Source organism: Kitasatospora sp. NBC_01300 (assembly GCF_041435235.1).
Classification (GTDB): Bacteria; Actinomycetota; Actinomycetes; order Streptomycetales; family Streptomycetaceae; genus Kitasatospora.
On sequence record NZ_CP108408.1, the window covers coordinates 1,847,564 to 1,866,574 of the forward strand.

General features: G+C 74.0%; 16 protein-coding genes. 9 read left to right on the top strand and 7 right to left on the bottom strand.

Going from position 1 to position 19,011, the window contains the following annotated elements:
* Positions 1-6 precede the first annotated feature (6 nt).
* The 3 genes from tgmB (at position 7) to OG556_RS08190 (ending at position 3,512) form a co-directional block, all read left to right on the top strand.
* Positions 7-951, top strand: coding sequence for an ATP-grasp ribosomal peptide maturase (tgmB, locus tag OG556_RS08180; RefSeq protein WP_371516538.1), 945 nt, complete (start codon positions 7-9; stop codon positions 949-951).
* Positions 944-2,137, top strand: a complete 1,194-nt coding sequence (locus tag OG556_RS08185; protein WP_371516539.1) for a methyltransferase — start codon at positions 944-946, stop codon at positions 2,135-2,137. Before tgmB ends, OG556_RS08185 begins: the two co-directional genes overlap by 8 nt.
* A gap of 115 nt (positions 2,138-2,252) precedes the next feature.
* Positions 2,253-3,512: an alpha/beta hydrolase gene (locus OG556_RS08190; RefSeq protein ID WP_371516540.1), complete on the top strand. Its 1,260-nt coding sequence runs from the start codon at positions 2,253-2,255 to the stop codon at positions 3,510-3,512.
* A gap of 749 nt (positions 3,513-4,261) precedes the next feature.
* On the opposite strand, the gene OG556_RS08195 is transcribed toward OG556_RS08190, so the two are convergent.
* Positions 4,262-4,816, bottom strand: coding sequence for a hypothetical protein (locus tag OG556_RS08195; protein ID WP_371516541.1), 555 nt, complete (start codon positions 4,814-4,816; stop codon positions 4,262-4,264).
* Between the two features lie 154 nt (positions 4,817-4,970).
* The gene (locus tag OG556_RS08200) at positions 4,971-5,867 is read right to left on the bottom strand and encodes a LysR family transcriptional regulator (RefSeq protein WP_371516542.1); all 897 of its coding nucleotides are present in this window, start codon (positions 5,865-5,867) and stop codon (positions 4,971-4,973) included.
* A 70-nt stretch (positions 5,868-5,937) separates the two neighbouring features.
* Between OG556_RS08200 and OG556_RS08205 the strand changes: the two genes are divergently transcribed.
* Both OG556_RS08205 and OG556_RS08210 read left to right on the top strand, forming a co-directional pair.
* Positions 5,938-6,750 (top strand): hypothetical protein, encoded by an 813-nt coding sequence (locus OG556_RS08205; protein WP_371516543.1) that lies wholly within the window; start codon positions 5,938-5,940, stop codon positions 6,748-6,750.
* Positions 6,747-7,388 carry an HD domain-containing protein gene (locus tag OG556_RS08210; RefSeq protein WP_371516544.1) on the top strand — a complete coding sequence of 214 codons (642 nt, stop codon included), beginning with the start codon at positions 6,747-6,749 and terminating at the stop codon, positions 7,386-7,388. The genes OG556_RS08205 and OG556_RS08210 overlap by 4 nt, the downstream gene beginning before the upstream one ends.
* A 31-nt stretch (positions 7,389-7,419) precedes the next feature.
* Here the strand turns inward: OG556_RS08210 and OG556_RS08215 are convergent, their stop codons facing one another.
* Positions 7,420-7,959, bottom strand: a complete 540-nt coding sequence (locus OG556_RS08215) for a GNAT family N-acetyltransferase (RefSeq protein ID WP_371516545.1) — start codon at positions 7,957-7,959, stop codon at positions 7,420-7,422.
* Positions 7,960-8,060: 101 nt separating this feature from the next.
* On the opposite strand from OG556_RS08215, the gene OG556_RS08220 reads away from it, so the two are divergent.
* Positions 8,061-9,383, top strand: coding sequence for a sensor histidine kinase (locus tag OG556_RS08220; protein ID WP_371516546.1), 1,323 nt, complete (start codon positions 8,061-8,063; stop codon positions 9,381-9,383).
* A gap of 3 nt (positions 9,384-9,386) precedes the next feature.
* On the opposite strand, the gene coaE is transcribed toward OG556_RS08220, so the two are convergent.
* Positions 9,387-9,989: a dephospho-CoA kinase gene (gene coaE, locus OG556_RS08225; protein WP_371516547.1), complete on the bottom strand. Its 603-nt coding sequence runs from the start codon at positions 9,987-9,989 to the stop codon at positions 9,387-9,389.
* A 76-nt stretch (positions 9,990-10,065) separates the two neighbouring features.
* Positions 10,066-10,707, bottom strand: a complete 642-nt coding sequence (locus tag OG556_RS08230; protein WP_371516548.1) for an MBL fold metallo-hydrolase — start codon at positions 10,705-10,707, stop codon at positions 10,066-10,068.
* Positions 10,708-10,769: 62 nt separating this feature from the next.
* On the opposite strand from OG556_RS08230, the gene OG556_RS08235 reads away from it, so the two are divergent.
* Positions 10,770-11,195: a MarR family winged helix-turn-helix transcriptional regulator gene (locus OG556_RS08235; RefSeq protein ID WP_371516549.1), complete on the top strand. Its 426-nt coding sequence runs from the start codon at positions 10,770-10,772 to the stop codon at positions 11,193-11,195.
* Here OG556_RS08235 and OG556_RS08240 read toward each other — a convergent pair.
* A complete protein-coding gene (locus OG556_RS08240; RefSeq protein WP_371516550.1) occupies positions 11,175-13,424 on the bottom strand; it encodes an MMPL family transporter in 2,250 nt (749 codons plus the stop codon). The two genes, OG556_RS08235 and OG556_RS08240, sit on opposite strands and share 21 nt — an antisense overlap.
* Positions 13,425-13,671: 247 nt before the next feature.
* Complete coding sequence (gene rpsA / locus OG556_RS08245) at positions 13,672-15,162, bottom strand: 30S ribosomal protein S1 (protein ID WP_063347134.1); 1,491 nt, start codon at positions 15,160-15,162, stop codon at positions 13,672-13,674.
* 414 nt (positions 15,163-15,576) lie between these two features.
* Here rpsA and OG556_RS08250 point away from each other — a divergent pair, with 414 nt between their 5' ends.
* Both OG556_RS08250 and hrpB read left to right on the top strand, forming a co-directional pair.
* Positions 15,577-16,431 (top strand): class I SAM-dependent methyltransferase, encoded by an 855-nt coding sequence (locus tag OG556_RS08250; RefSeq protein ID WP_371516551.1) that lies wholly within the window; start codon positions 15,577-15,579, stop codon positions 16,429-16,431.
* Positions 16,432-16,504: 73 nt separating this feature from the next.
* Positions 16,505-18,997: an ATP-dependent helicase HrpB gene (gene hrpB, locus OG556_RS08255; RefSeq protein ID WP_371522617.1), complete on the top strand. Its 2,493-nt coding sequence runs from the start codon at positions 16,505-16,507 to the stop codon at positions 18,995-18,997.
* The last annotated feature ends 14 nt before the right edge of the window (positions 18,998-19,011 follow it).

Genomic DNA, 19,011 nt, shown 5'->3' on the forward strand with positions numbered 1-19,011 from the left:
GCCAAGGTGACCGAACCCGACGGCGAGGCGGTGCTGGTTCTCACGAGCCGGCTCGACTCGACTGCGGATCTGGTGGTCGAGCACCTGAACGGCCGGGGCATCCCGGTGTTCCGATGCGACACCGCCGAGTTCCCCACCGAACTCACCCTGACCGCGACGCTGGAGGACAGGTGGGCCGGCGTGCTCGACAATGGGCACCGCACGCTCGACCTGTCCCGTGTCCGGTCGGTGTACTTCCGCAGACCCGAAGAGTTCCGACTGCCTGGCGGCATGTCCGAGACTGGGCGGCGGTTTGCCGCCGCCCAGTCCCGGGCCGGCTTCGTCGGCGTCGCCGTCTCCCTTCCCTGCCTGTGGATCAACCACCCCGCGCGGGACTTGGACGCCAACCACAAGCCGTGGCAACTCGCCGTCGCCCGGCGCCTGGGACTGAAGCCCCCGCGCAGCATCATCACCAACGACCCCGAGGCCGGCCGGAAGTTCGCCGCCGACCTCGGCACCCCGATCATCACCAAGAGCCTCGGTGCGCCCGTGGACACGGTCATCGTCGACCCCACGGATCTGGACGACTCGGTGCGCCTGTGCGCCCACCTCTTCCAGGAGTGGATCGACAAGGCCCACGAAGTCCGGCTGACCGTGGTCGGCAACCGCTTCTTTCCCGTGGAGATCCACGCCGGGTCGGAGGCCGCCCGGATCGACTGGCGCACCGACTACAAGAGCCTCACGTACAAGCCGACGACCATCCCCGCCCCGGTGCGCGAGCGCGTGTCCGCGTTCATGCGCGAATTCGGACTCGTCTTCGGGGCCTTCGACTTCATCGTGACGCCGGCCGGGGACTGGCGTTTCCTCGAAGTGAACCCCAACGGCCAGTGGTCGTGGATCGAGCACAGGACCGGCGTGCCCGTCTCGCGCGCCATCGCGGATCTTCTGGAGAAGGGCACCACAGGTGAGTGACACCCTGGACGGGGTCGAGGAAAGGGCACACGGGCTGCGTGTCGCCCTGGTGGAGGAACTGGAGCGCAACGGCTCACTGCGCACCCCGCAGTGGCGGGACGCTGTGTTGGCGGTGCCCCGCCACGTCTTCCTGCCGACGTTCTACACCACCATGGACGGCCCGGACGGCATCACGCGGTACACCGCCGTCGACCGGGACTCCGACACACAGAAGTGGCTGCGGCTGGCCTACGAGAACACGACGTGGGTCACCCAGCTCGACCACGGCACCACCCGGCCGAACGGCGAACCCGTCGCCGGGACGCCTACCAGCTCCTCGACGCTGCCCGGCGTCGTGGTGCGGATGCTCGAAGACCTCGACGTCCCGGACGGCGTGAACGTGCTCGAAGTCGGAACCGGCACCGGGTACTCCACCGCGCTGCTGTGCGCCCGGCTCGGCGACCGGTACGTGACCAGCGTGGAGCACGACGCCAGGCTGTCCGCCGTCGACGGCGAACGGCTCGCCGCCATCGGCTACCACCCCCACCTGGTCGTCGGCGACGGCGCCAAGGGCAGCCCGGGCAGCGGACCGTACGAGCGGATCATCGCCACGTACTCGCCCAGCCGAGTCCCGTCCGAGTGGCTGGCCCAGGCGCTCCCCGGCGCGGTCATCGTGGTGTCTCTGGTCGGCAGCCTCGACGCCTACGGCTACGTGAAGCTGCACGTCGGCGACAGCGCAGCAGAGGGCCGGTTCATCAACTCCGACGTCTCGTTCATGCTCTCTCGCGAGACCCGGCGGCCCGTGATCGGCCCCCTCATGCGCGCCGCCCTCCGATCCCGCGCCAACGCCGCCGGCCTCGACACGGCCATCCGCCCCGGCACCCTGGACGACCCGGCGTTCCTTTGGAGCGCCCAACTCGCCATGCCCGGCACGACCCGGCTGCGCCTGGCGGCCGACGGTGTCGCAGGCCGGTGGTTCCTCCACCCCGACGGTTCATGGGCGGTGCTGGAGAGTCGGAGCGACGGCACCGCGCTTGCTTTCCAGGGCGGGCCTCGGGCCCTCTGGTCCGAGGTCGAGGCCGCCGCCTCGACGTGGCTGTCCAACGGGCGCCCCGGGCTGGACCGTTACGGGCTCACGGTGACCCCGGAGACGAACACGGTGTGGCTGGACGGCCCCGGCAACACGGTCGGTGCTCTCGGGGAGTGATCACCGCAGCGCCCGTCAGACCTCTGTTCGTGGCCCCCGTCCGCCTCCCAGCCTTCTTCCAGCGACCTGCCGGCCTCTCATCGACTTCTCATCCGGCACCCCTAGCCTCCGCCAGATGAACGTCTCCCTGCTCGGCGGCTGGTTCCCCTGGGCCGTCCAGGCCGTGGCCCTCGCCCTGTTCCTGGCCGCCCTCGGCTGGCGGGACCGGGCCTGGCGGCTGAAGTGGGGCCCGATCGCCCTCGGGACGGCGCTGCTGCTCACCGCCCTCGCCGCCGTCGGGGTGCTCACCCTCGCCGGGATCACCGATCCGATCCCGTTCGGGGTGTGGCTGTGGGGCGGGGTCGCGGTCGCGGCGGTCAGCGCGCTCGGGTTCGGCTGGCGCGGCGCCCGCTGGTGGCGCCGGGCGCTCGCGCCGCCGGCCGCGCTGCTCGCCCTGTTCTGCGCCGCCAACAGCGTGAACATCGCCACCGGCTACTACCCGACCCTCGACGACGCGATCGGCGAACTGGGCGGGCAGCCGCTGCCGGAGCAGATCACGCTCGCCGAACTCGGCTCCCTGCACGGGAAGACGAAGACCGGCCGCATCGTCCAGGTGGACATCCCGAGCACGGCCAGCGGCTTCACCCACCGCCAGGAGCTCGTCTACCTGCCGCCCGCGTGGTTCCGCAGCCAGAACCGGCCGAAGCTGCCGGCGCTGGAGCTGATCGGCGGCGAGTTCGCCGCGCCCGACAACTGGATCCGCTCCGGCAACGCCGTGAAGACCGCGGACGACTTCGCCGCCAGGCACAACGGCTTCGCGCCGATCCTCGTCTTCGTCGACGCGACCGGCGGCTTCCGGATCGACACCGAGTGCGTCGACGGCCCGCACGGCAACTCGGAGAGCCATCTGCTCAAGGACGTCCCGCCGTTCGTCCAGAAGACCTTCAACGCCGCCACCGACCCGCACCGGTGGGGCGTGGCCGGCTGGTCCATGGGCGGCACCTGCGCCGTCGACCTCACCGTCGAACACCCCGAGGTCTTCACCCACTTCGGCGACTTCTCCGGCGACAAGGGCCCCTCCACCGGCGACAAGGACCACACCGTCCAGGAGCTGTACGGCGGCGACGCGGCCGCCTGGGCCGCCCACGACCCGCTGACCGTCCTCGCCCACCACCCCAAGTACCAGGGCGTCTCCGGCTACTTCGGGCAGGGCGACGAGGAGCACGGCCAGATCGAGTCCGCCAGGGCCCTCAACGACGCCGCCCGGAAGGACGGCATCCGCACCACCACCGCCGTCGGCTCCGGCAAGCACACCTGGCAGACCGGCGCCGCCAGCTTCGCCCAGGCCCTCCCCTGGCTCGCCCAGCAGCTCGGCGTCCCCGGCACCCACGCCTGATCCGCCACCGGTCCGGGGCCAGGAGCATGCCGGGCCGGGGCCAGGAGCATGCCGGGCCGGGGCCGGACGCCCGGGCGGAGGGCGGCGGATCCGGTCGGGGGAAATCCTTGGCATCGGCCGTCCGCCGCGACCGGCCGCGGGCCCGCACGGGCGGGCGGGCCGGGGCTTCGGCCGACCGGCGAACCCCCGCCCGACAGGGGGAATCCGCGGCCGCGCGCCGTCCCGCCGGCCGGTCGGCCGCCGAAGGCCCGCCATACCTTCCGACACGCCCGCACACACCTTCACCACCAACACCCCCGCAGCGGCCGGGGAGAGCGGCCTACCCGCCGGTATCCCGCTTTGCTCCCGGCGGCCCGGTGGCATAAGTTTCGACCGCCGTCGACGCAGCCGACCCCGACCGCCCCTCGGAACAGAGGGGCGCAGCGGGCCGGCGGCCGGGCGGCAGGACGTACGGGGGAAGGGAACAGCCATGCCGAGTGCCCGCATCCGCGAGGCGACCGGGCAGCGGGAACGGGAACGGGCGGACGGCTCCGCGCACACACGGCCCGGGACGACCGCGGGCCCGGCCTGCCCGGCCTACTAGGCCCACTCGGGCCGCTGACCGGGCGCCACGCCGCGACCATCCCCACAGAACCACCACAGACGGCCCCGCGCACCGCCGAAGCGGTGCCCGGGGCGGCCGGCAGGTCGGCCCGTCCGGCACAGGGGACCGGACGGACCGACCGCCGCACCAGCACGGGAGCAGGGAGTCAGAGGCCGAGGCTGCTGAGCGCGGTGGTCCAGTCGGTCACGATGGCGCTGCGGGCGTCGTCGAGACCGACCTTGCCCTTGCAGACCGCGTTCTTCAGCTTGGTCTCGACGCCGTCCTTGCCGGTCGCGGTCTGGCTGCCGTAGCGGGGCTCGGGCCAGAGGTTGCGCGGGTCGCGCGGGGCGCCGCCGAGCTCCAGCGGGACGAAGTGGTCCTCCTCGTAGTCGGACAGGTTGGTGTCCGCGTAGCCGTACTGCGCGATCTGCTGCGCCTTCAGCGCGTTGGTGTAGCTGGTCGGCGGGCGGACGGTGGAGGTCCAGCCGGAGACGCAGATGGTCTGGCCGATGGTGGCCTGGGTGACGTCCGGGTTGTAGGCGCCCGGCGTGCAGGACGGGTCGGGCAGCGGCAGGTAGGCCTGCGAACAACTCGCCGCGAGCGGACGGATCTTGACGGGCGAGCCCTTGGCGGGGGCGGCCTGCGCGGTGCCGGCCGCGAGCCCGGCGGCGGCGAGGGCGGCCGCCGCGGCGACGACGGTGAGACGCTGACGGAGCATCATGTGGGGGATCTCCCGGGTCCTGCCCGGCCTCGCGCCGGGCGACTGTGCTCATGACAGCACCACCGGAGCGACCACCGTCAGTCCCAGGACGTGAACGCCTGGTGATCGCTCCTCCACAACGCCGCGGCCGCCCGGCGCGGTCCGGGGAGCGGGCTCAGGGCGTGCCCGACAGCAGCCGCGCCAGCAGCGCGGCCGGCCCCTCCGGCAGGCTGCCGTGCACCAGTTCGGTGCGGTGCACCAGCCGCGGGGCGGCGATCGGCGCGGACGCGACGCCGGGCGCCCCGGCGAGGACGGACGCCGGGAGCAGGCTGAGCCCGTGCCCGGTGGCGACCAGGGCGAGCAGCCCGTGCACGTCGGTGCCCCGGTAGCGGGTGGCGGGGCGGAAGCCGTCGACGCCGGCGGCGGCGCGCAGCCGGGCGGCGGTCGGGGTGAGGTCGGGGGCGTCGAGCCAGCGGGCGGCGGAGAGGTCGGCGAGCGCGACGCCGGTGCGGCCCGCGAGGGGGTGGCCGGCCGGGAGGGCGACGGCGACGGGCTGCTCGTCGACGGCGACGGTGCCGAGCGGGCCGACGTCGGGCAGCGGCAGCGGGTCGCTGGGGGCGGCGAGGCCGTCGATCAGGGCGAGGTCGACCTCACCGGTGGCGACTTGGGCGGGCAGCGCGTCCTGGGCGAGGACCCGGACGACGAGGTCGGCCGCCGGGTGGGCCCGGCGCACCTCGCCGAGTGCGCGCCCCAGAGTCACTCCGACCGCCAGCGGGGTGGCGCCGAGCACCAGTCGGGCGCTCGGGGCACCGGCCAGGCGTGCGACGTCGGCGCGCGCCGCCTCCAGCCGGACCAGCAGGGGCGCCGCGTGCTCCAGCAGCCGCAGGCCGGCCTCGGTCGGGCCGACCGGGCGGCGGCTGAGCAGGCCGGTCCCGAGGTCGGCCTCCAGGGCGGCGATCTGCTGGGAGACCGCGGACTGGGTGTAGCCGAGTTCCCGCGCGGCCTCGGAGAAGGAGCCGAGGCGGGTGACGGTGACGAAGGTGCGCAGCTGCTGCGGATCCACGGCAGTCATCAACTCTTCTGATCGAGGGGTAAGAAATCATCGTTGGCGCTGATCTCGGGTGCGGGGTCAGGATAGTCCCATGACCTACCTCACCCCGCGGATCGCCCTGGTCGGCGACCGCTCCCCCGCCGTCCGCTCGCACGCCCGCATCCCCGGGCTGCTCGACGCCCTCGCCGAGCGCGAGCAGCTCGTCCTGGACGCCTACTGGATCCCCACCGAGGACGCCGGGGCGCCCGGCGCCCTGGACGGCTTCGACGCGATCTGGCTGCTCCCCGGCAGCCCCTACCGCAGCGAGGCGGGTGCGCTGGCCGCCGTCCGGACGGCCCGCGAGCGCGGCATCCCCTTCCTCGGCACCTGCGCCGGGTTCCAGCACGCGGTGCTGGAGTACGCCCGCAACGTCTGCGGCCTCGGCGGGGCCGTCCACGGCGAGGAGCACCCGGAGCGGGACGAGCAGGTGATCGTGCCGCTGGCCTGCTCCCTGGTCGGCCACGAGGGGGCGGTCGCGATCACCCCCGGCACGCTCGCCGAGCGCGTCCTCGGCGCCACCCGCACCCTGGAGCGCTACCACTGCGCGTACGGCCTCAACGCCGCCTACCTGGACCGACTGCGCGCGCACGGGCTGCGGTTCAGCGGCGCGGACGGCGCGGGCGAGGTGCGCGTCCTGGAACTGCCGGACCACCCGTTCTTCCTCGCCTCGCTGTTCCAGCCGGAGCTGTCCGGCGACGGCACCCGGGCGCACGCCATGATCCGCGCGCTGGCCGGCGCCGCCGTCGCCCACGCGGCGGGCTCGCCGACCCCTGCCGGCCGAACCGCCGCCGTACCGCCCGCCACCGCCCCGGGCACTGACCCGGGCACCGACCCGAGCACCACCACCCTGGAGGCCACCGCATGAACGCCACCGAGATCGCCGGAGTCCGGATCCCCGACAGCCGCCTCGCCACCGAGGCCACCGAGCTGGTCCGGGACGCCACCACCGAGCTGCTGTACCACCACTCCCGCCGGGTCCACCTGTTCGGCGCCCTCCAGGGCCGCCGCCGGGGGCTCGACTTCGATCCCGAACTCCTCTACCTGGCCGCGATGTTCCACGATCTCGGCCTGGGCCCCGAGCACCACGCCTCCGGTCGGCGCTTCGAGGTGGACGGCGCCGAGGCCGCCGCCGCGTTCCTGCGCGGGCACGGGGTGGACGAGCGGCGGGTGCGCCTGGTGTGGGAGGCGATCGCCCTGCACACCACGCCCGGCATCCCGGAGTTCCTGGAGCCGGAGATCGCGCTGACCACCGCCGGGGTGGAGCTGGACGTGCTCGGCATCGGGTACGCGGACCTCGCCGCCGCCGACCGGGACGCGGTAGTCGCGGCCCATCCGCGCCCGGACTTCAAGCGCGGCATCCTGCGCGCCTTCCACGACGGCGTCGCGCCCAAGCCGGAGACCGCCTTCGGCAACGTCAAGGCGGACGTCCTCGCCCACTTCGACCCGGACTTCGAGCGGACCGACTTCGTCACCGTGATCGAGAACTCCGCCTGGCCGGAGTGACCCCGCCCCCACGCACCCGCCCCGGGCCACGTCACATCGGCAGCGAGCGCAACCGCACCGGCCCCTCCGGCCACCCGGCGCCCTCCGCCAGCGACGCCCACATGGTGCGCAGCGGCATCACCGCGAGCCGCCCCTCGGGCTGCTCCACCGTCACCTCCTCCGCGACCTCGCGGAATCCGAGCCGCCGGTAGAGCACGGCCAGCGGCGGGTGGCAGAACAGCAGCGCGCGGCGGTGGCCGAGGGTGCGGGCGTGGCCGAGAGCGGCCCGGACCACGGCCTGCGCGAGGCCGGTGCCGCGCCGGTCGGGGGCGACGGCGACGCCGCCGACGCCGATCGCCTCCAGGTCGGTGCCGCCGACGGTGAGCGGGATCGGCACCAGGCCGGTGTGCGCGACGAGCCGGCCGTCGGCGGCCCGGATGCCGAAGTGGATGTCCTTGGGCAGCCAGCTCAGTCCGACGTGGGCGATGCCGTACGGGTCGTCGGCGGGGCCGAGGATCTCCTCGTGGTCGGCGCGGGTGTACTGGGGCAGCCGGACGACGGCCGGCGGCTCGGGAGAGAAACGATCATCCATCCGACCATGATCCCTTCCCGGGAAGGCGAATTCCAGGCTGTTCCCGGCCACTGCGGCCCGCTCGCCACCCCGGGCCGGACGGGGTGTGCGAGCATGCCCCCATGCGCCAGCCCACCCAGCAGCGGCCCCGACTCCGGCGCCCCACCGGCCGGTTGGACCCCACCCGTCACCAGCACCACCCGTCCACCGACCAGTCCGACGCCGACCACCGAGCCGACGCCGACCACCAGCCCCACACCGCCCACCAGGCCCACCCCGCCGACCAGTTGGACTCCGCCCTCGCCGCGGTACCGCTGCCGGGCCCGCCGCTGCGCCTGCCCGGCCCGGTCGTCGCGCTCGGGCCGACCGTCCTGGTGCTGCTGGTGCTCGTCCCGCTCGCCGCGGGCGACCCCGACATCGGGCCGACCACCTCGGCCCCGGTCAACGCGGGCCTGGTGGCGGCCGGCGCGCTCGCCCTCGCCGTCCGCCTGCGCTACCCGGCGGCCGTCGCCGCCGTCACCCTGCTGGGCGGCCAACTCCCGGTCGCCGTCGCCCTCTACGGGCTGGCCACGCGGCGCGGCGCCACCCGGGTGCTGGCCGTCCTGGCCGCGCTGGCCGGGGTGCGGCTGCTCGTCCCCATGGACCTGGGGGACGTCAGCAGCCTCTCCGCCCTCGCCAATCTGGCCGAGGACCCACTGGTCTTCTGCGTCGTCCCGCTCGCACTCGGCCTCACCGCCCACCAGCGCGCCCGCGCCGTCGCCGCGCTCGCCGAACGCAACCGACTGCTGGAGGCGGCCCGCCGGTACGCCGAGGAGCGCGCCGCCGCCGCCGAACGCGCCCGGCTCGCCCGGGAGATGCACGACGTGGTCTCCAACCGCGTCTCCCTCATCACGCTGCACGCCGGCGCCTGCCAGGTCGCGGCCGCCGGCGACCCGGCCGCCGTCCGGGAGACCCTCGGCCTGATCCGCGCCCTCGGCCTCCAGGCCCTCACCGAGCTGCGCGGCCTGCTCGGCGTCCTCACCCCGGCCTCCGACCAGGGCCCCTCACTGCACGGTCTGCCCGCCCTGGTCGAGGAGTCCCGCCAGGCGGGACTCGCCGTCGACCTCACCCTCACGGGCCCCGCCGAAGGACTGCCCGCCCCCGGACCGGCCGTGCAGTACGCCACCTACCGGATCGTCCAGGAGGCCCTGACCAACGCCCACAAGCACGCCCCGGCCGCCGAGGTCGCCGTCACCGTCGAGGTCCACCCGGACGGGCTGCGCCTGGACATCGTCAACTCCCCCGCCGCGGCGGGGGATCCGGACGGGCCCCGGCTGCCCTCCGGCGGCCACGGCCTGGACGGCATGCGCACCCGCGCCGACGACCTCGGCGGCACCCTGCACGCCGGCCCCACCACCGAGGGCGGCTTCGCCGTCCGGGCCCGTCTGCCGCTGACCGCCGCCTGAACCTCAGGCAGCGGCGGCGCGCTTCACCAGCTCCGCCCACACCTCGTCGACCCGCGCCGCGAGCGCCTCCAGCGGCCCGCCGTTGTCGATCACCACGTCGGCGATCGCCAGCCGGTCCGCCCGCGAGGCCTGCGCGGCCATCCGGGCCCGGGCCTCGTCCTCGGCCATCCCGCGCAGCCGCACCAGCCGCTCGACCCGCACGTCGTCGGCCGCGTCGACCACCACGACCAGGTCGTACAGGGGGGCGAGGCCGTTCTCCGCGAGCAGCGGCACGTCGTGCACCACCACCGCGTCCGGCGCGGCCGCGGCCTCCAGTTCGGCGGACCGGGCGCGCACCAGCGGGTGGACGATCGCGTTCAGTGCCTGGAGCCGCGCCGGGTCGGCGAACACGATCGCGCCGAGGGCCGGGCGGTCGAGCGCGCCGTCCGCGCGCAGCACCTGCGGCCCGAACTCGGCGGCCACGGCCGCCAGACCGTCCGTCCCGGGCGCGACCACCTCGCGGGCGATCACGTCGGAGTCCACGATCACCGCGCCGTGGGCGGCGAAGAGCCGGGACACCTCGCTCTTGCCGGCGCCGATGCCACCCGTCAGTCCGATCTTCAGCATGGCGTCAGGCTACCGGCGCCCGGACCGCCGGGACCAGCGGCCGGCCATCGCGCGACCGGCCCCGGCCCCTGTACCGTCAGCCCAGCTCCAGGCTCTCGCCCTCCCCGAGCACGGTCAGCTCCGCACCGGTGCCCGGCCCGTCCGGCCCGAGCAGCCGGGTGGCGATCATCTGCCCGACCGGGCTGAGCGTCGCCTCGTGCACCGGCACCGCCACCCGCGGGGCCGCCTCCCGGACGTAGTCGACGACCTCGCCGGCCTTGCTCCACGGCGCCGCGAGCGGCAGCAGCAGGGTGTCCACCGAGTGCGGCGGCACGGTGAACGCGTCGCCGGGGTGGAACAGCCGGCCGTCGAAGAGGAAGCCGATGTTCTTCACCTGCGGGATGTCCCGGTGGATGACCGCGTGCCACTCGCCGTGCACGCTCACCCCGACCCCGCCGACCTCGAAGGCGTCGCCCTCGCCGACCACGGCGACGCGCTGCGCCACGCCGTCCAGTTGGGCGGCCACCTCGCTGTTGGTCCACACCCGAAGGGCCGGGTCGGCCTCCAGGGCGGCGCGCAGCCGGGCCTCCTCGAAGTGGTCCATGTGCTCGTGGGTGATCAGGACGGCGTCGGCCCCGGTCAGCGCGGCGAGGTCGGTGAACGCCCCGGGGTCGACGACGACGGTTGTCCCGTCGTGCTCCAGGCGTACGCAGGCGTGTCCGAACTTGGTGATCCTCATGCGACCGACCATACAGCAGGACTGTACAGTTTTGCTGCGGAGGTTCCCGGTACTCTTCTCCCATGAACAGTCCGGCTCCCGAAACCCTCGAACTCGCAGCCGAGCTGCGCGCCGCCATCGGCGACCTGGTCCGCGCCCTGCGCCCGGACGACGAGCTGCCGCAGAACCAGGCCGGCGTCCTCGGCCTCCTCGTCCGCGACGAACGCGCCTGCACCGTCGCCGAACTCGCCGAGCACCAGCGCGTGCGCCACCAGTCGATGGCCCGCACCGTCGCCCTGCTGACCGAGGCCGGGCTCGTCACCCAGCAGCCCCACCCGACCGACGGCCGGAAACTGCTCGTCACCGCGACCGGAGCGGGCCGCGCCGCCCTGCTGGAGCAGCGCGCCCGCCGGGAGCAGCGGATCGCCACCGCCATCGAGGCCCGCCTCACCCCCGAGGAGCGGCTGACCCTGAGGGCGGGCGTCGACCTACTGCGGCGACTGCGCTGACCCCACCAGGTCCCGGGCCTCCGGCCGCGGGGCCGGGACGGCCGCCTCGCCGACGGCGGCCGTCGCGCCGACGGTCGCCCCGCCGACGGTCGGCAGTTCGACGTGCTCGCTCAGCCCGAAGCGCCGGTGCAGGCGCCGCAGCGGGGCGGGCGCCCACCAGTTGAACTCGCCGAACAGGCTCATCGCGGCGGGCACCAGCAGGCAGCGCACCAGGGTGGCGTCCACCGCGACGGCGACGGCCAGCGCGATGCCCATCTGCTTGACCATGAGCATGTCCCCGAGGGCGAACCCGGCGAACACGATCACCATCAGCAGCGCCGCCGAGGTGATGATCCGGCCGCTGCGCTGGACCCCGAGCTCCACCGCCCGGGTGCAGCTGTGCCCCTTGTCCCGCAGTTCCTTGATCCGGGCGAGCAGGAACACCTCGTAGTCCATGGACAGCCCGAAGGCGAAGGCGAAGACCAGCACCGGGATGAAGGTCTCCAGCCCGCCGGTGGGACTGAAGCCGAGCAGCCCGCTGAAGTAGCCGTCCTGGAACACCAGGGTGAGCGCGCCGAGCGAGGCGCCCAGCGACAGCAGGTTCATCAGCAGCGCCTTGACCGGCATCACCACCGAGCCGGTCATCAGGAAGAGCAGCACCAGCGTGCCGACCGCGACCAGCCCGAGCGCCCAGGGGCCCCGCGACATCAGCTCGTCCTTGAAGTCGACGACCGAGGCCGCGCCGCCGGTGACGTAGGTCTTCAGCCCACCGCGGTCGTCCCGCAGTTCCTGGACGACCTGCTTGGCCTGGTGGCCCTGCGGGTCGCCGTGGACGAGCACGTCGACGGTGGACACCGAGTCGCTCACCGGGCTCACCGCCCGCACCCCGGCGACCCCGGGCAGCTTGGCGACGACGTCGTCCGCGTACGCCTGGGCGACGGGCGCACCGCCCTCGACGACGACGGTGATCGGCGCGGCCGCGGCCTGCGGGAAGCGCTGGTCGACGGCGTCGGCGACCTGCCGCCCGGCCGAGGAGGCGGGCAGCACGGCGGCGCCGGAGTTGCGCATGTCGGCGTGCAGGAAGGGCGCGCCGGCGGCCATCAGCAGGGCGACGCAGGCGAGCGCGACCGGCACCGCGCGCTTGCCGACCCGGCGGACGGTCCGGCTGAAGAAGCCCTCGTCGGGGACGGGCGCGGCGGGCGCCTTGATCCGGGAGCCGGCGAAGCCGAGCAGCGCGGGGATCAGGGTCAGCGCGGCGGCGACCGCGATCACCACCACGCTCACCCCGGCGGCGGCGACCGCGCCGAGCACCGGGCTGGTGAAGACGAACAGGCCGGAGAGCGCGACGGCGACGGTGAGGCCGGAGAAGGCGACGGTGCGCCCGGCGGTCGCGGCGGTGCGTTCGACGGCGGCGGCGATGCCCGCGCCGTGCCCGCGCTCCTCCCGGAAACGGTTCACCATGAGCAGCGCGTAGTCGATCGAGAGTCCGAGCCCGAGCACGGTGGCGATCGGCAGCACGCTGGTGTCGATGTCCATGATCCGGCTGAAACCGAACATGGCCAGCAGTGCGCCGCCCACCGAGGCGACCGCGCCGATCACCGGCAGGCTGGCCGCGGCGAGGCCGCCGAAGACCAGCACCATGACGACCAGGGTGAGCGGCAGGGTCACCATCTCGCCGAAGCGGGTGTCCTGTTCGGTCTGCTTCTTGACCTCGTCCTGGAGCACCAGGTCCCCGCCGACGGTGACGTGGGTGCCGGCCTCGCCGTTCAGGGCGGCGAGGCGATGGGTGACGGCGTCGGCCTGGGCGGAGGTGCTGGTGTCGGCCATCCGTACGGTGACCAGGCTCGCGGTGCCGTCGGCGGAGCGCAGTGCGGCGGGCGCCGGGCCGGTGCCGTAGGCGTCGAGCGCGGAGGAGACGCCGGGGAGGGCGGCGAGGTCGGCGGTGGCCTTGGTGACGGCGGCCCGTACGGCCGGGTCGTCGACCGGCTTCCCGTCCACGACGGCGGTGACGGTGCCGCGGGCCGGGTCGGTCGCGGCGACCACCGCGCTGCCCCGGTCGGCTTCGGCGGTGGCGGAGGAGGCGCCGGCCACCGTTCCTTCGAAGACCCGGCCGCCGATCAGCACGCCCACGACCAGGACGACGGCCCAGAGGCCGAGCACCCAGCGGCGGTGGCGGAAGCAGAACCGGCCGAGGGCGGCGAGCCGCCCGGGGACCGCGAGGTCGCCGGCAGCGGTGGGAGCGTTGCGCATGAAGGAGGCCTTTCGGGCAGCTCCCCTCAATGTAGGTGCAACCCGGTGTTCGACCTATAGACGGACAATGAGCCACATCTCACAAAATTCCTTCACATAAACCACAAATAAGTGAAGGCGAAATACGAAAGAACGTGAAGCAAAAAACCCCGGCCAAAGGCGGAAAACGAAATGGGCCCCACCCGGATTTCTCCGGGTGGGGCCCACCGTTCAGCTATGCGCCAGGTACTGGCAGCGGGTCAGAGCTTCAGCTCTGGCCGCCCGCCAGCTTCTCGCGCAGGGCCGCCAGGGCCTCGTCCGAGGCGAGAGCGCCGGAGCCCTCGTCGCTGCTGGACGAGTAGGAGCCACCGGCAGCGGCGGCGACGGCGTCGCCACCCTCGGCAGCGGCCTCGGCGTCGGCCTCACGGCTCTTGATGACCTGGGCCTGGTGCTGCTCGAAGCGGGACTGCGCCTCGGCGTACTGGCGCTCCCACTCCTCACGCTGCTTCTCGAAGCCGGCCAGCCAGTCGTTCGCCTCGGGGTCGAAGCCCTCCGGGTAGATGTAGTTGCCCTGGTCGTCGTACGAGGCAGCCATGCCGTACAGGGTCGGGTCGAACTCGACCTCGGCCGGGTTGGCACCCAGCGCCTCGTTGGCCTGCTTGAGCGACAGGCTGATGCGACGACGCTCGAGGTCGATGTCGATGACCTTGACGAAGATCTCGTCGCCGACCTGGACGACCTGCTCCGGGATCTCCACGTGGCGCTCGGCCAGCTCGGAGATGTGGACCAGACCCTCGATGCCCTCGTCCACGCGGACGAACGCACCGAACGGAACCAGCTTGGTGACCTTACCCGGAACGACCTGGCCGATCTGGTGGGTACGGGCGAACTGCTGCCACGGGTCCTCCTGGGTCGCCTTCAGCGACAGGGAGACGCGCTCGCGGTCCATGTCAACGTCGAGAACCTCGACGGTGACCTCCTGGCCGACCTCGACAACCTCGGACGGGTGGTCGATGTGCTTCCAGGACAGCTCGGAGACGTGCACCAGGCCGTCGACGCCACCCAGGTCCACGAAGGCACCGAAGTTGACGATCGAGGAGACGACGCCGGAGCGCACCTGGCCCTTCTGCAGGGTGGTGAGGAAGGTCTGGCGGACCTCGCTCTGGGTCTGCTCCAGCCAGGCACGGCGGGACAGGACCACGTTGTTGCGGTTCTTGTCCAGCTCGATGATCTTGGCCTCGAGCTCCTTGCCCACGTAGGGCTGGAGGTCGCGGACGCGGCGCATCTCGACGAGCGAGGCCGGCAGGAAGCCACGGAGGCCGATGTCGAGGATGAGACCACCCTTGACGACCTCGATGACGGTACCGGTGACGATGCCGTCCTCTTCCTTGATCTTCTCGATCGTGCCCCAGGCACGCTCGTACTGAGCGCGCTTCTTGGACAGGATGAGACGACCCTCCTTGTCCTCCTTCTGGAGAACCAGGGCCTCGATGTTGTCACCGACGGCGACGACCTCGTGCGGGTCGACGTCGTGCTTGATCGAGAGCTCGCGGGACGGGATGACGCCCTCGGTCTTGTAACCGATGTCGAGGAGGACCTCGTCACGGTCGACCTTCACGATGACGCCCTCGACGATGTCGCCATCGTTGAAGTACTTGATGGTCTCGTCGATGGCGGCGAGGAACGCCTCGGCGTCGCCGATGTCGTTGACCGCGACCTGCGGGGTGGTGCTGAGGGAGGAGTCGGTGGGGCTCGTCATTAGGAAAAGGGCTCCGGTACGGACATGAAAGTCGTAGGTAATGCCACGCGGGGGGCCCGTATCGCTCCCACCGAAAGCCGGACAGCCAAGAACACGGCGCACCGGCATTCCCGCACAAACGGGAAATCCGGCGTCCGTCTTGCGACCGTGGGGTCTTCGACAGATGCGAGCGCGACCTGCTCCGTCTGAGGCGCGCAGGCCCGCAGCGCAACTTGTAGCATACGGGGACGGCCAGGCACGGTCAACGCCAAGAGCGGCAAGACGGTGGAGCCCGGTATGGATCAGGCCATATCCTCCGATTGCGCACCTTGCGGTGGCGCCCGAAGGGGCCCTTCCCCGGATGCCACCGCCAGGATCGGGTCCTTGACGGGCCCGGTCTCGGCAGCGGCGCTTCCGCACTCCACACCCTACGCGATGGGCATTATCACCGTGGCCACCACCCCCCAGTCCGACCTGCATGATCTTGACGGCGACGGCGACGACGCGGTACGGCGCGCGGCCGGCACCGGGGAGAGCAGCCGGGCCAGCCGGCACTGGTGGGACCGCAACGCCGACGAGTACCAGGACGAGCACGGGGAGTTCCTCGGCGACGACCGCTTCACCTGGTGCCCGGAAGGCCTCGACGAGGCCGACGCCCGCCTCCTCGGCGAGGTCGCGGACAAGGACGTGCTGGAGATCGGCGCCGGCGCCGCCCAGTGCTCGCGCTGGCTGGCCGGCCGCGGCGCCCGCCCCGTCGCCCTGGACATCTCCCACCGCCAACTCCAGCACTCCCGCCGGATCGACCTCGGCCGCGGCGCCACCCCCGTCGCCGTCGTCCAGGCCGACGCCGCCGTCCTGCCCTTCGCCGACGCCTCCTTCGACCTCGCCTGCTCCGCCTACGGCGCCGTCCCGTTCAGCGCCGACACCTCCGCCCTGATGCGCGAGGTGCACCGGGTGCTGCGCCCCGGCGGCCGCTGGGTGTTCTCCGTCACCCACCCGATCCGCTGGGCCTTCCCCGACGAGCCCGGTGTCGAGGGCCTCACCGCCGCCTCCTCCTACTTCGACCGCACCCCCTACGTCGAGGAGGACGAGCACGGCCGCGCCAGCTACGTCGAGCACCACCGCACCATCGGCGACCGGGTCCGCGAACTCGTCGGCGCCGGCTTCCGGTTGACCGACCTGGTCGAGCCCGAGTGGCCGGCCGGGCTGGAGCAGGAGTGGGGCGGCTGGTCCCCGCTGCGCGGGCGGCTGATCCCCGGCACCGCGATCTTCGTCGCCGAGCGGGGCTGACGCCTTGCCGAACCCCGCCCCGCTCAACCCCGCCCCGCTCAACCCCGCCTCGCTCGACCCCGCCTGGCGCGAACTGCCCGTCCGCAGCGCCCTGCCCGCACTGCACGACGCGCTGGACGGGCCCGGCACCGCCGTCCTCGCCGCCCCGCCCGGCACCGGCAAGACGACCCTGGTGCCGCTCGCGCTCGCCGGACTGCTCGATCCCGGGCGTCCGACGCTCCGCGTGCTGGTCGCCGAACCACGCCGGCTCGCCGTCCGGGCCGCCGCCCGGCGGATGGCCTGGCTGCTGGGCGAGGCGGTCGGCGGGCGGGTCGGCTACACCGTGCGCGGGGACCGTCGCGTCGGCCCGGAGACGGTGGTCGAGGTGGTCACCACCGGGGTGCTGCTGCAACGGCTCCAGCGCGACCAGGAGTTGCCCGGCGTCGACGTGGTCGTCCTCGACGAGTGCCACGAACGGCACCTGGACGCCGACACCGCGCTCGCCTTCCTCCTCGACGTCCGGGCGGCGCTGCGGCCCGAACTGCGGCTGGTCTGCGCCTCGGCCACCTCCGACACCGCGGCCTGGGCCGAACTCCTCTGCGGCGCGCCGGTGGTGGAGGCGCACGGGGTCTCCCACCCGGTCGAGACGGTGTGGGCGCCGCCGCCGCGCGCCGTCCGGCCCGCCCACGGCACCCGGGTCGACCCGGCGCTGCTCGACCACGTCGCCGCCACCGTCCGGCGGGCGCTCGCCGAGCAGGCGGGCGACGTGCTCTGCTTCCTGCCCGGCGTCGGCGAGATCAGCCGTGTCGCCGGGCAGCTGTCCACCGTGGCGGCGGACGTCCTGCAACTCCACGGCCGCGCCCCGCAGGCCGTCCAGGACGCCGCCCTCACCCCCTCGGACGGCCGCCGCGTCGTGCTCGCCACCGCCGTCGCCGAGTCCTCGCTCACCGTGCCCGGCGTCCGCGTCGTCGTCGACGCCGGGCTCGCCCGCGAGCCGCGCACCGACCACGCCCGGGGCCTGGCCGGCCTGGTCACCGTCCGCGCCTCGCTCGCCGCCGCCCGCCAGCGCGCCGGCCGTGCGGGCCGCGAGGCCCCCGGCACCGTGTACCGCTGCTGGAACGAGGCCGAGGACGCCCTCGCCGCCCGCTTCCCCACCCCCGAGATCGCCCTCGCCGACCTCACCACGTTCGCGCTCCAGGCCGCCTGCTGGGGCGACCCGGACGCCACCGGCCTCGCCCTGCCCGACGCCCCGCCCGCCGGGGCGATGGCCGCCGCCCGCCAGACCCTCCAGGCCCTCGGCGCCGTCGACACCGACGGCCGGGCCACCCCGCGCGGCGTGCGCCTCGCCCGCACCGGGCTGCACCCCCGGCTGGGGCGCGCGCTCGTGGACGGCGCCCCTGCCGTCGGCGCCCGTCGAGCGGCCGAGGTGGTCGCGCTGCTCTCCGAGGAACCGCCGCGCGCCCTCGGCGACGACCTCGGCGCGGTCTGGCGGACGGTCCGCTCCTCCAGCGACCCCTACGCCGGCCGCTGGCGCGAGGAAGTCCGCCGCCTCCTGCGCGCCGCCGGCTCCGAAGCCGCCACTCACCTGCCCGACACGACCGCCGCCGGCCTCGTCGTCGCCCTCGCCTTCCCCGAACGCATCGCCCGCGCCCGGGTCGACAAGCCCGCCCCGGGCGAGCGCAGCCCGTACCTGATGGCCTCCGGGACGGCGGCCGAACTCGCGCCCGGCACCGCCCTCGGCGCACTGCCGTGGCTCGCCATCGCAGCCGCCGACCGCCCGGCCGGCTCCCCTTCCGCCCGCATCCTGCACGCGGCGGCACTGGACGAGGACACCGCCCGGCTCGCCGGTGCCTCACTGCTCGAATCCCGCGAGGAAGTCCACTGGGACACCCGCCGCGACGAGGTCGTCTCCCGCCGGGTCGAGTCGCTGGGCGCGATCGAACTCGCCGAGAAGCCGCTCAGCCGCCCCGACCGGGCCCTGGTCCGCACCGCCATCCTCGAAGGCCTGGCCCGCGAGGGCGTTTCCGCCCTCCTCACCTGGCCCTCCCCCGGCCTGCGCGAGCGACTCGCCTTCCTGCACGCGGCCATCGGCGCCCCCTGGCCGGACGTCTCCGACGAGGCACTGTTGGAACGCGCCGACGAATGGCTGGAGCCCGAACTCTCCCGCGCCCGCCGCCGCGCCGACCTCGCCCGCATCAACACCACGGCGGCGTTGCAGCGTCTGCTCCCCTGGGCCACCGGCGAGGCGGGCCGCCTGGACGAGCTGGCCCCCGAGCGCATCACCGTGCCGTCCGGCTCGAAGATACGGGTCGACTACAGCACCGAACGCCCTTTCCTGGCCGTCAAGTTGCAAGAACTCTTCGGCTGGACGGCGGCCCCCGCCCTGGCCGCCGGCCGCGTCCCCCTCACCATCCACCTGCTGTCGCCCGCAGGCCGCCCCGCCGCCGTCACCGGCGATCTGGAGAGCTTCTGGCACAACGGCTACCGCGCCGTCCGCGCGGAGCTGAGAGGCCGCTACCCCCGCCACCCCTGGCCCGAGGACCCGTCGACGGCGGAACCCACCCGCCGCCTCAACCCGCGGAACTGACACTCCTGATTCCC